This window comes from Butyrivibrio sp. NC2007 (assembly GCF_000421405.1).
GTDB lineage: Bacteria > Bacillota > Clostridia > Lachnospirales > Lachnospiraceae > Butyrivibrio.
In genome coordinates this window covers 1-16,935 of sequence record NZ_ATWY01000014.1, presented here as the reverse complement: position 1 = coordinate 16,935, position 16,935 = coordinate 1, and the positions used below count along the sequence as shown (strand labels likewise).

The 16,935-nt window shown below is 45.7% G+C and carries 12 protein-coding genes; all 12 read right to left on the bottom strand.

The window, feature by feature from the left end; genetic code table 11:
* Position 1 precedes the first annotated feature (1 nt).
* The gene (locus G632_RS0111850; RefSeq protein ID WP_022769445.1) at positions 2 to 1,090 is read right to left on the bottom strand and encodes an ABC transporter permease; all 1,089 of its coding nucleotides are present in this window, start codon (positions 1,088 to 1,090) and stop codon (positions 2 to 4) included.
* Positions 1,091 to 1,093: 3 nt separating this feature from the next.
* Entirely contained in the window at positions 1,094 to 2,599 is a 1,506-nt protein-coding gene (locus tag G632_RS0111845) for a sugar ABC transporter ATP-binding protein (protein WP_022769443.1), read from the bottom strand.
* Positions 2,600 to 2,667: 68 nt separating this feature from the next.
* Complete coding sequence (locus G632_RS0111840) at positions 2,668 to 3,660, bottom strand: ABC transporter substrate-binding protein (protein WP_022769442.1); 993 nt, start codon at positions 3,658 to 3,660, stop codon at positions 2,668 to 2,670.
* Positions 3,661 to 3,794: 134 nt separating this feature from the next.
* A complete protein-coding gene (locus G632_RS0111835; RefSeq protein ID WP_022769441.1) occupies positions 3,795 to 5,129 on the bottom strand; it encodes a sensor histidine kinase in 1,335 nt (444 codons plus the stop codon).
* Positions 5,126 to 6,745, bottom strand: a complete 1,620-nt coding sequence (locus tag G632_RS0111830; RefSeq protein ID WP_022769439.1) for a response regulator transcription factor — start codon at positions 6,743 to 6,745, stop codon at positions 5,126 to 5,128. Before G632_RS0111830 ends, G632_RS0111835 begins: the two co-directional genes overlap by 4 nt.
* A 9-nt stretch (positions 6,746 to 6,754) precedes the next feature.
* Positions 6,755 to 7,297, bottom strand: coding sequence for a VanZ family protein (locus G632_RS0111825; protein WP_022769438.1), 543 nt, complete (start codon positions 7,295 to 7,297; stop codon positions 6,755 to 6,757).
* Positions 7,294 to 8,049, bottom strand: coding sequence for an HAD family hydrolase (locus G632_RS0111820; protein WP_022769436.1), 756 nt, complete (start codon positions 8,047 to 8,049; stop codon positions 7,294 to 7,296). The genes G632_RS0111825 and G632_RS0111820 overlap by 4 nt, the downstream gene beginning before the upstream one ends.
* Before the next feature lie 2 nt (positions 8,050 to 8,051).
* On the bottom strand, positions 8,052 to 8,681 hold the full coding sequence (locus G632_RS0111815) for a prolipoprotein diacylglyceryl transferase family protein (protein WP_022769435.1): 630 nt from the start codon (positions 8,679 to 8,681) through the stop codon (positions 8,052 to 8,054).
* Between the two features lie 252 nt (positions 8,682 to 8,933).
* The gene (locus tag G632_RS21305) at positions 8,934 to 10,028 is read right to left on the bottom strand and encodes an ankyrin repeat domain-containing protein (protein WP_022769433.1); all 1,095 of its coding nucleotides are present in this window, start codon (positions 10,026 to 10,028) and stop codon (positions 8,934 to 8,936) included.
* Positions 10,029 to 10,458: 430 nt separating this feature from the next.
* Positions 10,459 to 12,243 (bottom strand): alpha-amylase family glycosyl hydrolase, encoded by a 1,785-nt coding sequence (locus G632_RS0111805; protein WP_022769432.1) that lies wholly within the window; start codon positions 12,241 to 12,243, stop codon positions 10,459 to 10,461.
* Between the two features lie 21 nt (positions 12,244 to 12,264).
* Positions 12,265 to 13,716: a CapA family protein gene (locus G632_RS21300; protein WP_022769431.1), complete on the bottom strand. Its 1,452-nt coding sequence runs from the start codon at positions 13,714 to 13,716 to the stop codon at positions 12,265 to 12,267.
* A gap of 2 nt (positions 13,717 to 13,718) precedes the next feature.
* Positions 13,719 to 15,989 carry a DUF3160 domain-containing protein gene (locus G632_RS19885; RefSeq protein ID WP_022769429.1) on the bottom strand — a complete coding sequence of 757 codons (2,271 nt, stop codon included), beginning with the start codon at positions 15,987 to 15,989 and terminating at the stop codon, positions 13,719 to 13,721.
* Positions 15,990 to 16,935: the final 946 nt, after the last annotated feature.

Below are 16,935 nucleotides of genomic sequence, written 5' to 3'. Positions count from 1 at the left end.
ATCAAGCCGCCTCCTTTCTTGCAGGATTCAGCTTTTTCACAAGCATCTCCATGTACTCTCTTGCCTTAGGAGCTGAGAATACAACAAGGATGATAACTACAACGGCCTTGTATGCAGCAAGCGCATCGGAAGGAACGTTGAACTTGTAAAGAGTTGTTGTAAGGAACTGGATTACGTATGCTCCAAGGATTGAAGCCCAGATGTTGAACTTACCGCCTGAAAGGGCATTACCTCCAAGGGCAACGGCAAGGATGGCATCCATCTCAATGTCTTTTGCAATAACCGAGTAGTTGATGGTTGAAAGACGACTAACCTTGATGAGAGCTGCTACTGCTACGCAGAGTCCCAAAATTACAAATGAAAGGAACTTGATAAATGTGGGGTTGATACCGTTGAGTCTTGATGAACTCTCGTTGATACCAACTGCCTGTGTGTAAAGACCAAGGTTTGTAAACTTAAGCACAAGAGCGATGATCACGATACAGATCGCTGCTATGAAAACCGTGGTCGGGATCGGTATTCCGGGGATAAATCCGCCGAAGTAAGCAAACTTGGGATCCGGAACGATAGGAAGCTCGTTGTTGTTGATCCATGCTGCAATTGATCTTCCTGCGGTAAACAGGATCAGTGTTGCGATCATGGGCTGAATCTTAAAGATTGAAACCAGCATTCCGTTGAAAGCTCCACAGAGCATTCCTACGATACAAGCCACCAGGAAAGCAACAATGATTGGTGCCTGAATGGTATCAGGTCTTGAATTGCCTCCGCAGAGGACTCTCAGCATTGCTGAACCTGCGATTGCAATGGTTGCACCTACGGAAATATCCTGTCCGCCTGAAGCTGCAGTTACCAGCGTCATACCGATGGCAAGGATTGCAAGCTCTGAGCCGTAGTCCAGAATTGTGATAAGAGCTCCGGACTTAACGATATAGCCTGCGTTGTTAGTTACGTTTTTTATCTCGAAAAATGTCGGGTCGTTTATCAGGTTTACCACCGCCAGAAGAACAAGTGCAAGAAGCGGTATAAACAGCTGATTGGACGCTATCGTCTTTATCACGCCCAAAGCATTTCCTTTTTTATCGTTTGTCATACCTTATTCCCCTCCTGCGATAGTAGCCATGATCTTGTTCTGTGTAAGATCATCACCGGTGAGTTCTCCGACTACTTTTCTATCGCGCATTACTACTAGTCTTGAGCATGTTCTGAGCATCTCGTCAGTCTCAGATGAAATGAAGGTCACGCTCATACCTTCAGATGCAAGCTCCAGCACCAGCTTCTGGATTGCAACCTTGGTTCCTACGTCGATACCTCTTGTAGGCTCGTCGAGGATCAGGTACTCAGGATGCATAAGAAGCCATCTTGCAAGAATAACCTTCTGCTGATTTCCTCCTGAAAGTGCCTTGATTGGCTTATCAGCTGATGGTGTCTTGATGTTGAGCTTCTCTATGAATTCATCTGCAAAGGCATTGGCCTGAGCTTTTGAAAACGGCTTAAAGAATCCTGTCAAAACCTGAAGCGCAAGGATTATGTTCTCCCTTACGGAAAGATCTCCTATTATTCCATCTATCTTTCTGTCTTCAGGCAGGTAAGCTATACCGTTTCTCATGGCATCAATAGGCTTATTTATCTTGACATCCTTGCCATGAACCTTGACCTTACCTCCAAGGATCCTGTCAGCTCCGAAGATTGCTCTTACGCACTCGCTTCGGCCTGAACCCAGAAGTCCTGTAAAGCCGTTTACTTCACCCTTTTTGATAAAGAAATCAAAAGGCTTTATTCCGGCATCGGACTGAAGGTCCTTAGCTTCGAACACGATCTCTCCAGCATCTTTTCCTTTGTATTCATTCGTCTCTCCTTTTATATCTGAAAGATCATCCATTTCTTTACCAAGCATCTTGGCAACAAGCTGAACTCTCGGAAGATCCTTGATCTCATATTCACCTACAAGCTGTCCGTCTCTAAGGACAGTGATCTTGTCACACACCTCATATACCTGGTCAAGGAAGTGTGTTACGAAGATGATTCCTACTCCCATCTCCTTAAGATCTCTCATGAGGCCAAAGAGCTTTTCAACCTCCTGCTCATCAAGAGATGATGTGGGCTCATCCAATATAAGAACTTTACAATCCATATCCACCGCTCTTGCAATCGCTACCATCTGCTGAACTGCGATGGAACAATTGGAGAGCTGCTGAGTTGCCCTGGCCGGAATGTCCAGTGACTGAAGGAGTTTATCCGCATCAGCATTTATCTGCTTCCAGTTTGTAAGAACTCCCTCGCCTCTTCCGATGAACATATTCTCAGCAACAGTGAGATTAGGACAAAGAGTGATTTCCTGATAAACCGTGCTTATTCCAAGATTCTGTGCATCCTGAGGCGAATGGATCGCAACTGCCTTCCCCTCAAGTTCTATATTCCCCGCATCCTTGGGATAAACACCTGTAAGTACTTTTATAAGCGTTGATTTTCCTGCACCGTTTTCCCCCATCAGCGCATGTATCTCTCCCTTGTTAAGGGTGAAATCCACATTCTGAAGCGCACGGACGCCAGGGAATGATTTAACAATGCCACGCATTTTTAGTAATGTGGTTTCATTCATTGGCTGCTCCTCATTTCTTTAAAAAAGACGCAGCAGACAACGCCGCTGCGCCTTTCATTACTAATTCATTAAATTCCGTAGTTGTCTACGTCATCCTGTGTAATTGTTGAAGCATCGAAGCCCTTCTCGTCCATGATGATGGTCTTCTGTGAAAGTGTCTCACCTGCCTCAAGCTTCTTGATGATATCATCGATGTAGCTTGACTGGAAAGGATTGCACTGTCCGTCGTAGTTCCAGTTCTGAGCAAGGAGCTCTTCAAGTGCCCACTTGTTGCAGTCAAATCCCATAACTACTACGTCCTTGCCAACACCGTGAGAGATACCTGCTGCGTCAAGAGCTGCAACAGCGCCCTTAGCCATATCGTCGTTCTCTGCATAGATTACGTTGAAAGGTGTTCCTGCGTCGATAACTGACTGAACGATCTGCTGAGCCTTCTCTGCGTTCCACTCAGCTGTCTGCTGCTTAACGATGTTCCAATTGGACTCTGCAGCAACCTTAGCATCAAGAGCGCCTGATCTTCCCTGCTGAGCAGCTGATCCCATAACACCCTGAATGTGGATTACGTTGTACTCTGAAAGGTTCTGTCCGGCGAGCCAGTCAACAGCTGTCTGTCCCTCTTTAGCCATATCGGAAACGATAGAAGCCTCATAGAGTGAAGGATCAGCATCGATTGTACGGTCGAAAAGGATAACCTTTACGCCTGCTGCCTGTGCATCTTTAAGAACTGAATCCCAGCCTGCTGTATCAGCTGCTGAAAGAAGAAGGTAATCAACTTCGTCCTGGATAAAGTTCTGAGCGTACTGGATCTGCTCGTCGTTCTTTAAGCTGTAAGCAAATGATGCTTCGTAGCCGTTAGCCTCTGTAAATTTAGCCTTAAGGTCAGCGTCGTTAGCTGTACGATAACCTGACTCGTTAGGATCGTTGTTGATGATACCAACTTTGATCTTTCCGCCTGATGCTGCAGGAGCTGAGCCTGAGCTTGCAGGTGCTGCGCCGCCACATGCTACAAGACCTAAGGTCATTGCAGATGCCATAAGAACTGCCAATACTTTCTTCATCATAATTTTTCCTCCTAGAATGGATGTATGTGTAAGGACCATTCCTTACTAACTACAATTCTAGAGAAAAACCATAAAATTCCCATTAAATAAACAAAGAAAAAGAGTTGAATATTTTATTTATTTTTTATTCAGTTTCAATTTTCTACGATTTCGGTTGATTTTTTCGGCAGACGGATCACAACTCTGGTGCCCTTGTCATACTCCGACTCGATACTGATACCGTATTCTTCCCCGTAAAAGAGCTTTATGCGCTCATTTACGTTATACAGTCCGTAAATTTTGACATCCCCGGGATTCTTGCCGGACAGGCCTTCTGTTATCTGAGCAAGGCGCTCGCTATCCATGCCGATTCCGTCATCGGTGACAATGATCCTGTAATCATTATCGCCTTCCTCTCCGGTTATGGTGATCTTACCTCCGCCCCTTCTGTTCTTGATGCCGTGATAAAGAGCATTCTCAACAATGGGCTGAACGGTAATCTTGGGGATTTCATACTCAAAAAGCTCCTCAGGAACCTCAATCTCATAGCTTAAGATATCCTGATACCTTATCTGCTGGATCTCAAGATAACTTCTGGCGTGGGATAATTCCTCACGCACTCTTACAAGCTCTTTTCCCTTATTAAGAGAAGACCTGAAGAACTCGGAAAGAGAGCCGACCATCTTAACAACCTGCTTCTGATTTCCGGCCTCAGCAGACCATACAATGGCATCCAATGTGTTGTACAAAAAGTGAGGATTAATCTGGGCCTGAAGAAGTTCAAACTCAGCCTTACGAAGCTGCTTCTGCTCTCTTGTAACCTGCTCCTCGATGGGGCGTGTGATCCACAGTGGTCCTACGATGGAAACGACGATGATAGCCACTGCGATAAAGGCAAATATGCCCATGGAAACCTTGATGGTATTTAAGTAGAACTGACGGTTCTGGGCCTGCGCGATCTGAATCTGACGGTTCTCGTAGTAGATGTACTCATTGATAGTCTCCTGTAAAAGAGCTGTTACTATCTGAACGTCGTTCTCCCAGATCAGCATGTTTGCCTCATACCGGTCGTCATAATTTAGGTTCTCTGTGATGTTGTCAATGTAGCCCTGAAGGTTGTTGAGATACTTGTCCGCACTCTGAAGCCTCTTTCTGTTATCCGGCGTATCCGTAACATCCTTCAGGCTGTCAACAACTCCGCGGGCATCAGAAAGAAGCTGCGGAATCTTGGAATCCGCAGGGGCAACGTTACCCACTATCAAAAGATATGTCTCATAGTCGAAGTCATTTTTGAAATCCAGGGAAAACTCCGATGCCACCACAACGGAATTGAGCATGTCGTCGTAGCGCACGCTCAGCTTCCAGAGGTTGTAGAAAGCAAAGACCATGAACACGATATTGGGCAAAAGAAGTAGCAGATATGATATTCGGATCTGAGTGGCCAGACGGGATTTATTCCTGGTACGGCCTTCCTTTGCAGAAGTACTCATTCCTCATCCTCCATGCGTCCTTTTCCCCTGTACTGGGTTGTGGTCATGCCCGTAGTCTTTTTGAACAGATAGGAGAAATAATGCGGATCCTTGTAACCCACCATAGCCCCTATCTCGTTGCTCTTTCTTGAAGTGGAAAGAAGCAGCTCTTTTGCCTTATCAAGACGGAAATCCGTGAGGTACTTGATGAAGGTCTGGCCCATCTCCTGCCTGAATACCGCGCTCAAATGATTGGGCGAGAAATTAACGTGTGCAGCCAGCGTATTAAGAGAAAGCTCCTCGTCGCTGTAGTGCTGGTCAATATAAGAAATAACCTCGCCAATGACCTCGCGGTAGTGACTCTGCGAGCTGCGCTTTCTAAGAGCGATGGCCTTTTTGAGGATACCGACAAGGTAATCGTAGGTTGTCTTTTCATCGGAAAGCATGTCTGACTGCGGAACCTGGGCATCCACTTCCTCCTTGGAAATTCCCAGTTCGTTCATGACAAAGTCAGACACCGTGAAATAGATGTCCATGGAAATGTATTGTCTTAGCATGGTTGAGCGAATTGCGTTCTTGCCCATGCCCTTGAAAAACTCATCCAAGAAGAACTCAGTCTCGGACTCATCTCCCATTCTGAGGAACTCCTTAACAAGTCTTCTGTCGATGTGTCTTGGGTCGATCTCCGAGAGGATGACATCGTCTCTCTGGGAGTGAAGTCCTTCTTCCGAGCCGAAGAGGAAGTCGCTTTCGCTTGTCAGGTACTGGTGAGCGTAGGCTCTGTTTGCCCAGGTAAAAGAGCTTGGGATGTCCGAAATTCTACAGGCCACCTGACCTACACCTCCGAAATATCTGATGTGCGGATATGAGGAAAAGAGCTCTTTCATCTGCGCAATGGCGTTGTCGATGTTCTGAGTAATCTCTTCGTCGGAATCACCTTTAAATAGGATTGCCTTGCCATCAAGGTTAAGATCAAATAAAAGGGCCTTGTTGGCTGATACTATATCAACCAGCTTGTCGGATACGCCAACTACGCTACCTGAATACTCATCTGTCCCGTGCTTGATGGAACGGATTCTTAAGATGAGTACATTGTACCTGAGAGCTGTGATGTTCAGCGATAGCTCTTTTGCCCTGTTAAGAAGATATGGAAGATCTTTCTCTCCCGTTACAAGGTTTTCGAAAAACTCATGCTTATCGAGCTCTGTGCGTTCCTTCATGTCTTCTTCGTAGCGCTTTGCGATCTCGCGCTCTTTTGTTTTTTCTTCTATCTTAGCCGCTACTGCATCAATCTCTTTTAACAGATTCTCACCACTAATAGGCTTGGAGAGATAAGAGCAGACGCCGATCTTGATGGCTTCCTTGGCGTACTCAAAATCCTCATAGCCTGTGAGCAGTACTATTTCTATGTTTGGGAAAGCGGCCCTGACCATCTTGCTGAGTGTGAGGCCGTCCATGAATGGCATCTTGATATCCGTGATGAGAATATCAGGCTTTAGAGTCTGGATCATGGAATAAGCAAGCTCCCCATCGCCTGCTTCTCCGCAGAATTCGTAACCGTGGGCCTTCCAGTCCACATTGTTTTTAATCCCCTCGCGGACAACAAACTCGTCCTCCGCCAAAAATACCTTTAACATAACCCCGTATCACCCTTTTTCATTTTTATGGTTTGAAAGCGGCCTGAATATGGTCATCCTGCCGGTCCAACCGATTATTCTCGTAACTATTATCCCAAAGAAAACGCCAACGCTGTCGATGACAATATCGCGCTTACCCGGGCTTCTCCCGGCCACAAAGGACTGGTGATATTCATCAAGACAGGCATATCCTACGCAGAAAATTCCTGCAGAAAATACCAGCCACAATCCCCTGACCCCATATACATAAAGGGGAAATGCAACCGACACTGCCAGGAGAAAATACTCCGTAAAGTGCGCTGTTTTTCTTATATAGAACTGTCCCTTTTCAGACAGCTGCTCGATACGCTCCTCGCTCCAGCCCCTGTCCAGAGTCTCATTGGCAATCGTAAGGACCCTCACCCCCACTTCGTAACTGAGCTGCGAGCTCTGGTCCCCTTCCTGCGCCGAAAAGCTGTATATCACCAGCATCATGATGATGGCAGGCACAAAGGACAGCGGCTTTAAAACAAACCTCAGGGTCTGCTTAATATACATCAAAAAGTACTTCATAATATCTTACTGAAATCCCCGTCTGTTACCAGGATACTCTCCATTCCCATATCGTCGGCAATCTTTATATCACTGCCGATTTCGTTACCTATCATAACACATTTTGCCTTATCGAGGTTGTGTTTATCAAGGAGCATCTGCATGTATTTTGTATCGGGCTTCATGATGAGTTTGTCCGAGGACATAAACAGGTCGTCAAAGTATTCCGCTATGCCCAGCTCAAGGATTTCCTCCCTGGTGAAAGTGCGCTGCGCGTTGGAGAGAAGGAAGATCTTCTTGCCTTTGCGCTTTAGGGATTGCAACATCTTCAGGGTGTCAGGGTAGAGTCTGAAGACATCTCTGGATGTGCGGCGAAAGAAATTGCCAAGTCTTACCAGATGCAACGGAGCTACGGTTTCATCCGCATCTTCAAAGTCGTAGATGGGAAGCGGCACATGCTCTGCCTTTGGTCTTGTCCTATCTTCAGGTTTGTCTGAAAGCAGTCTCTCCCACACCCACTCGATACGGATCTCAGGGTGCTCTGTGCCAAGGCGCTTACCCAGTGCCACACGCTCCTGTCTGTCCATTTTGAAAAAGACCTCTTTGAGTTTTGCAGGAACTGTGAGTATAGCTTTGTTTGATGCTGTTATGTACTGCGAAAGCTCTTTTGCAATATGATCACACACTGCCTCCCAGAGCTTTGGTGCCTGTTCGTCGGTGTGTATATCTATCAGCGTGCCATATAGGTCAAAGATGTAATTATCTGTTATCATTTCTACTCCTTTTCAAATCCACTTACCAGTACCAATGCCAGTACAATCCCTAAGCATATTATCTGATTAGCAGTGATAAGCTTAGTCTCATGCGCCTCTCTGAGAAAATCCAAAAGAATCTTCACAAAGCTATATGCTATTGCAGCATACAGTGAGTTAAAACGATCTTTCAAATACAAGAATAAAGAAATAGCATATATGCTCAAAAACATGATAGCTTCCAATGCCTGAATCGGAAAAACATCTCCTCTTTCCGACCCTATATGAAGTGGCCCGGTATAGCCGATTCCACCACAGCATCCGGCAAATGCGCATCCTATCTTTCCAATACCATACATAAGCGGAAGAGAAAGGACACAAGAGTCAAAAAAGCTTTTCCCATACTGTGGGGTTATTTTGGACATTATAAATACACCAATCAGCATTCCTGCAGCGCCACCGGAGCTTGTCAGTCCATAACCGTTTGCACCGGATAAAACATAAGTTGTCATAAGCGCCAAATAAATGGAAATGACCAGTTCCAGAATTACAGAATAAAAAATAATGTTTGCAGGAACACTCTTTTTCTTAAGAGACAGAGCATATACCCCGAGCCCAAGCACTATAGATAAACCAATCATTGCGGCATACATATATTTACCCCATCTCAAGACATCCGATAAAATTACTCTCGCAGGATCTAAATGAGAGTTCGCACGCTACCAAGAAAAGAATGATACCTGCAACGAGAAGCATTCCCATCACCGGTACTACATAATCAGAATAGGGGCTTTGCAATGTTGCTTCAAACCTGTCTACCAAAAATAAAGTGATATGCCCTAATATCCAGCAGATTAGAGATGTCCAGCATAATATTTTAGTTCTATCGTTGTTTATCATTTTTGTTACCCGAATAAAAACCTTTCATATTCGTGTACAGCCTGCTCAGTGTTAAGCTCTTTGAATATTGCTATCTCCTCCTCTTCTGAGAAGAATTCCCTGACATACACATTAAGATTCAAAGACGGATATAAAGCATATTCCGGAGACTGCTTAACTTTCAGCAAAACTCTTTTGCATATCTCGATGATTCCTTTTACATGATCATCATATGTCTTTTCCCACAGATCATCATCATCCAATGTCCACTGCTTCAAAGCATTGTAATAATCAACAAGCTCTTTTGACAGACCTTCGAACTCTTCGCCTATTGCCCATTCTTCCTCGCAGTATTTGTAATACATGTATTCGGACTCATCCTTCGAAGGCATGCTCTTAAGATTCGAATTCGTATTTAATGCGACACCGATAAACGTGGTAAATTCAGGCCAATAGCTGATAGAGACAGCATAAATATCCTTATTATCGCCATGATTCTTAAGGCTTTTGCAAACCTCATCATACAGATCTTTTTCAAAAGAATCATATGGAAATATCGGCTCTGCTCCGTCTGCGTACGGGCTCTCCTCTTTATCCGGATCAGGCTCTTTTATAATGTCAGGCTTACCCATAATATCTTTTAAATACTCTGCTATTTCTGTTTTGCCATACATTCTGGCATATTCGTAGGCATCACACTCGTCTATGTTTGCAATTGGATATGTTGCTGTAAGGTCGATTCCATTTTCCACCAGGAATTTAGCAACCTCGGTGTGTCCATTATATATTGCTCCGAACAGAGGATTTGCGGAAAAAGAGCTGACATCCAATATTGCACCATGTTCAAATAAATATCTGACGACATTAAGGCGCCCATCAAACGCCGCAACAGTCAAAGGCCCACTTTCGTGATAGCCTCCTATTTTATTTATATCAGCTCCTGCTTCTACCAAAAACCTGACAGACTCTATTGGGCCGGTACTCGCTGCATCAGCTAAAAAAGTACCGAAGATTGTTACCTCATCCAGTATCCCTTCATGCTTATCTATCATTTCTCTGATATGATCCAGATCGGCTGCCTTAATGGCTGCTCGCATCTCCTTGACTATCTCTTTGTCCATTATCCATACCTTTCAGTATTCAAAATTTCTCTTCATCTTTATAACACATAGCAATAGAAAAATGTTGCATAAATAAACTGGCACCACTAAAAAATTTTGGTGGTGCCTCAGACTGCAGACAAAGTTATCGCCGTTTGTAAATATATGCAATTATGTACGCCTCAGTCATGCTATTAATTGAAAATTCAAATACACATGACTCACCAATTTAGTCCAGTCATGCGCAAGAGTGATTTTCATTATAAACATGACAAAAACTCAATAAAAAGTCATGCGAAAAGGTCATTTTCCCTATACACATGACTCCAAAGTCATGTTTTTTCAATGTTTTTCTGTAGGGCATGACTTTTTGTACTTTAAAAGTCATGCGAAAAGATAAAAGTTGCTAATAACATGACTTTTAGACTGTGGAGACCAAAATCTTTCTACATTAGAATCTAATTATGATTATGCCGTAAGGTGCCATGGTCAGGGTGGTGTTCTCAAGTGAGCTCCACTCTTCGCCCGTGTTTAGCTGATATGCGATTCCGTTTGAAGCGATGTCAGCGCCGGATACAGGCATATCTGAAGCTTCAATAGCATCGGTAACAGCTGACAAATCTACTATCTTTGCCTCATCTGATGAATTGATGACAACAAACAATCTCTCAGCATCGTAGTTTCCGCCATCATCTGCCTTGCAGGCTCTGACAAAGGCGCAAATGTCCGCGTCGGAGAGTTCCTTAACAACAAAAGTCTCTCCCCTTGCGATTGCCGGGAAGGTGTTGCGCGCCTTGATGGCTGCCTTAACGTAGTTATAGATAGAAGCAGGATCGTCGTACTGCTCATCTGCTGCCGGATATTTCATCTTAAAGTAGTCCATGGCCTTGGGACCCTTGCACATACCCTCTGCACCGGAGTCTTCAGTCCAGTACATGGGTGCTCTCTTATTCTCATCCTTGCCGGAGCCCTTCATTCCAAGCTCCTCGCCATAGTATATGAACGCATTTCCTGGCATCAGAAGGTTAAGTCCCCAGGAGAGCTTTAGCTTGTCCTCGGAGCCTTTTCCCGTGAAGTAACCTGCACTTCTTGCCATATCATGATTTACAAAGAAAGGTGCATCAATGGCTGTTCCCGGGCCGTTTGCTTCAAGTGCTTTCTGGGTGCTCTCAAGAGCTTCTCCATACCTCGACGCCGGAGCTGTCCCCCTTGCCACACCTGCGATCACGCCCTCACTTCCCGCATAGTCAAAGTCAAAGAAGCTGTCGATTCCGCTGGCATAATACTTGTGATAAGTTGCAGAGTTTGTCCATGCCTCTGCAACGATGTAAGCATCGGGATTTACAGACTTCACCGTATCATTGAGCCATGTCATAAAATCTATATTTGCAGAATCATTTCCCGTGTAGTAGTAGGTCACAGCATCAAGCCTGAAGCCATCTACACCGTGCTCCAGCCAGAAGCTCGTGATATCTGCGATTTCTCTTCTAACAGCATCACTATCAAGATTAAGATCCGGCATTCCCGACCAGAATCTGGCCTCATAATAATACTCCGTTCCCGGAAGAGGCTCATAACCTGCAAGCTGCTCGTTTGCAAAGTTGTAGTAGGACAGCTTTGGGCAGTCTATGTAAAACGAAGCACTGTAATCGCCATTCTCAAATGTAATTCCGGGGTGATCTTTCAAAAACTCCGCTGCATCTTTAAACCAGGGATGCTCAACCGATGAATGGTTATAAACCTGATCGATGATAACCCGGATTCCCCTGTCGTGGCAGGCCTTTATAAGCTCATCAAAGTCCTCCATGGTGCCATACTCCGGATCGATATCCTTATAATCAGTCACATCATATTTATGATATGTGGGCGATGGCGAAATGGGCATGAGCCATATCTCGTTGCAACCAAGGTCCGTATTGGTTTCCGGGTTCCCATCTCCGATATAGTCAAGCTTGTCGATAAGCCCCCTGATATCTCCGACGCCATCCCCGTCGCTGTCGCTAAAGGAATACACAAAGACCTCATAAGTGGTCCTGTACTTATCGTCAATTACATTCACAGGCAGCACATTCGCAGTTCCCTCTGCACTCTGCGCCACACTCTCAGCGCTCTGAACATCTGCCTGTTCCTCGGCGCCTTTCAAACCGATATTTCCGCCCATCATTCCGGCAGCTACAACCGCAGCTGTCATAACTACGGCAATCCCCAGGGATATCACTTTTTTGTTAAAAGACATCTCAAACTCCTCCACTTAACTCTAATTATTCAAAGCATCCTTCCAATATGCGTCAATCTCTTTTATCTCATAACCGGAAAGCCTCACCCCATTATAACAATGCTCGATTGTAAAAAGAGCTTCTGCACCGGTTTTAGTGTCCTCGCTAAATGCCTGGCCTGACCTGAAATTGCCAAGGCTGTAGTAAACAAGCATGTTTCCGCCGTCAGGTCTTTTCACCATATCCACAGGCTGCACCACGTGAGGGTGGGAACCCACCACCACATCGACGCCGCCCTCAGCCATGAGCTGTGCCATATGCTTCTGATAGTCATTAGGCTCCTTCTCATACTCCTGTCCCCAATGGGCAAATACAATGACGAAGTCCGCTTCGTCCTTTGCACTCTTAAGCTCTTCTACAAACTCTTTTTCCTGCTCCTCTCCCTCCGGAAAGTTATTGAGTAGGAAAGAGAAATCATTCTCATTCCCCTGCTCGTTGATACCATAAGTATATCCGAACAGTGCAATATTCATGCCGTTTCTGGTAATTATCTTATAGGCCCTATTGTCTGAATCATAGGCGCTGTGCAGCCCAACGCAGGTAATGTTATTTTGCTGCAAAAAACCTATCGTCACATCTATACCATACAGCCCACGGTCCATGCTGTGGTTGTTTGCACAGGTTGCCACATCAAAACCCGCATCGGCTATGGCTCTTCCGACACCAATAGGAGTCCCGAAGGAGGGGTATCCTCCCACAGCAGATGCCTTGTCAACCAGCATAGTCTCCAGCTGGATCACAGATACATCAGCTTCCTTGATGTCTTTTTCAAAGGGCTTGTACAAAAAGTCGTAATTGCCGCCTGCTACGCTCTCGCCGTAAAGATATATATCCTCATGGATTATATTATCACCAAAGCATGCAAAGCTCACTGTGTTATCCATGTTCTTAAGGCCAAAGGACTGCCACCTCCAAAGGCAGGCTTTGTCGTTAACATCCTCCGTCAGGAGAAAAGCGCTGTTCTTCTCCATGACCTTCATCCTGACAACCACAGGACCAATGTCAGATGCGCACCACTTCTGGGTCACGCTGCCATCTTTATTTATATCATAGATGAAGATGTGCTGGCTGTAGCTCTTTTTATCGGATGTGATCCAGTAAGGTCTTGCCGGGCCGAACCTGCCTCTTTTCCACAAAAGAGCTATCAGCTCCTCATCACCGTCTCCGTCAAGGTCAGTTACAAAGGCGTCCTGAACTTTGTAGCCATCATCAGACTTATAGAGCATTTCTCCATTTGCTGCGGTCAGAGTCAGCTCTTTTCCTGAGAGCAGAAGGCTCTGTCCGTCATTAAGCTCTATTCGCTTCTCCTGCCAGGTAAAACCGCCCGGGATATAATTTAGAGCAAATAAACAGCAAAAGGCCGCCACTGCTCCAACGAGCAGTAGCAGCCACAATATCTTTTTCCGGTTTTTAGCAGATGCCGGCCTCTCCATTATTACCCTACTCTGTAGCTCTGAGTCCACTCAGGCTGGTCCGGTGCAGGCTCTGTTTCAATCCATTCCCAGTTGTCATCGACATATCCGCCCTTTAGGATCTGACGCCACTCAGTGTCGGTCATTCTGTCGGACATAGGTGCTTCAAACTGGTAGAAGCTGTAGACACTTCCGCTTCCAACGTGAAGTTCGCCGTCGATAGGGAATACCACGTACATGGTCTGAGCATAGCCTGTTCCAACTTCAAGGATGCTTCCGTTGGGGTCAGTTGCGATATCAGCAATAACAGGACATGGCACGTTCTCGGGGTAAACCTGCTCCTGCGTATCATCAGGGTTATTTACCTCATTCCAGAAATGCTCGATGTATCCGCCGTAGTTTCTAATCCACTCGTAGTCATCATCTGTCAGGGACTCAGCCTTCAGCTCTTTTTCTGAAATCTCAAGGAGCCTATGGGCGATCTCTGAGAGACGGTTAAGGTTATCCTCATCTCTCTCGCTTAGCATTCCAAGGTTAGCAAGACCTTTCAAGGTGTTATTTGAAAGGAAGATGAATCTGCTGTAGATCTTGGGCTCAGGATCAACATATCCTCTGTCATCCGGTGGAGTGTCGTATCCGCCGCCCATCTCAGCCATTACTGACTTTGAATAGAGGATGGTGTCGTGCTTGAGCTCTGCAAATGAACCTGCAAAGCACTCGAGATTTCTTTTATCCCACTCTGCACTCTGCATGAACATAGGATAGCCCTCGCCCTTGGACTCAAACAGAGGTCTTAAGGTATTGAGCCAGCCAGCGTACAGGCTGTTGTTCCAGATCTTGGGATTTTCGTTGTTAAAGTGCTCTGTGGCAGTGTTCATATTCTTCTCGTAATTCTCAAATTCATATGCACCCTGCTCTTTCAGGATTGCTACAGCCTGATCGGAGCCGAGAGCTGCAGCGGTATCCAGGGTATCGGGCAGATATCTTCTATCGCCGTTTGAGTTTTCTTTTACCGCGCTGAAAATGAGCTTTTGCATGATTGCTGCATCCACAGTAAATCTCTGGCCCATGAAACGGAAGGATGGGATCACGGGATCATCACCTTCCATGACGGGAACGGAATTCACTGCCGGAGGATTAAGCTCTTTTGCTGCCAAAAAGACCTTTGCAAAGGCCGTATCGTCCGATGAAAGGGTCGCAGCATCAGGCACTGAGCCGTAGCACTGCTCGATCACAGCGCAGAACTGGTCGTATCCGGGATCGTCTGACGCGCCGGCGAAGAAGGATGTAACTGAATAAATGCTCTTCCAGGCTTCATCATCGCTTGCAAGGGCGCTGCTTATAAGGCATGCGCTTCTGACCATATCCTCGTCATCAAGCGCCATAGGAATGCGACCGTACCACATCATAGCCTTAAAGTATTTCTCAAGCTGCTCATCGCCTTCGTAGTAGCCTCTTGGCTTGTACTGGGTATAGTCCTCCTTAAGGCCAGAAACAACGCAGTCATCAATAGCCTCGGCGCCATTTATCTTGTCGATCTCAGCTTTGACTGCGGCTGCGAAATCAGCATCATCTACAGGAGCAGCTACAGTCTCATCCTGAAGGTATGCTCCTACGTAAAAGAGCTCTAAGTTCCTAAGGGCTGCGCTCTCCCACTTTGTGCCCTTTAGGGCATTGTACTGCTCTGTACTCTTTGAAAGCATCTGGGCGCTGAGCTCTTTGAGCTTGTCAGCAAGATAGTCTTTCTCCGTGTTCTTCATCAGATGTGCAAAGTACAGGTGATAAGTGTGCATCAGAGAATCTACAGTTACAAAGTTTGGGAAAAAGAAATAACGATTGTCCTCATAAATCTCGTAGAATTCATCAGCTTCGCTCTGATTTTTTATGGCAAAGCCGTTCTTTACAAGCGCATCCCTAAGGAGCGTCGGATCATTCCACTCAGATTTGTACTGAGGTTCAAACAGATATGCATAGTCCGGATGATAAGTTACATTTGAAAAATCCGGTGCGATTGTATATGGCTCCACGCTTGGAACCAGAGCCTCATCGTAATATATCTCCTCCTCATCTCCAAGAAGGGATGGGAGTTTGCCGATTGCTACAGTGCTTGAAGCATCGCTCTGCTGGGTATCAGCAGATGTATCAGCCTGTGCTGCGCCGTCCGCATCCTCACTTGCTTCCTGCGCCGTCTGATCCTGCCCCCCGGACTGCTCATTAGTGCTGTTTCCTGCTGCTCCGCATGCAGTGCACAGCATGGTCATAGATAATAGCATCGAAAGTACACGTCTTTTCATAATACACTTTCCTCCTCTACCACATTATAACCAAATATGCACACCAGGTAAAATCCATGAGTCACTGGGGACGTTTCACTTTGACTCATTTTGAGTCACTGGGGACGTTTCACTTTGTCTCACTTTGAGTCATTGGGGACGGTTCTCTTTGACTCCTTACATTTTGGTTTAGCACGCCATCCTTGACACCCATAAATCAGAATGCTGGCTTTTCATCACCGACGGCGATAGACTCATGAGCAGCTGATTAGCATCACCATCGGCTTTCTCAGCTTAGCATTCTGATTTATGCGTATCAAGGACAAGCCCTGCCACGGCAGGGTGGCTGGTTTATTACCTCAGGCTCCAGATCTTTGAGCAGCTGATGCGCAGAGCTGAGAGTCATCGGAGCAAACGTTGAGTCAATGGGGGGACGGTTCTCTTCCAACATATCTTCACATTTTCTATACCCATCAGGCACTTTTTCGGCTATATATAGAAAGATTTTGCCTCCAAAGTTTTTGGGTGCCAAATTTTCTACGCCCACAGCCAAGTTTTTGTCATATATATAGAAAATTTAAAATCAGGTCTCACCAATTTCTACGCCCACACCTCACTTTTGTGCATATATATAGAAAAATAGCTCAATCATCCTTTTCAACACGAATTTTTTCTATACCCATCAGGCACTTTTTCTCATATATGTAGAAAATTAGATGAATAAAATTTCTTCAGCATCACAACCAGCAGACCACAGATTCTTTGTGATGCATTCCTCGACAATTCAAGACAATCGCCATAGTCTCTGCATAACCCGTGCCCACTTTATCGGCCCGCCTTAGTGACCGACCGCTCATATAAATACCGGAGTCAAGGGACAGTACGCTGGGCGCCGCCCTTTGGCGCCCGGGCAGCCCTTGGGTCCGGTATTTATGTGAGCTACAATCCCATGGCGGCGGGCCTATAT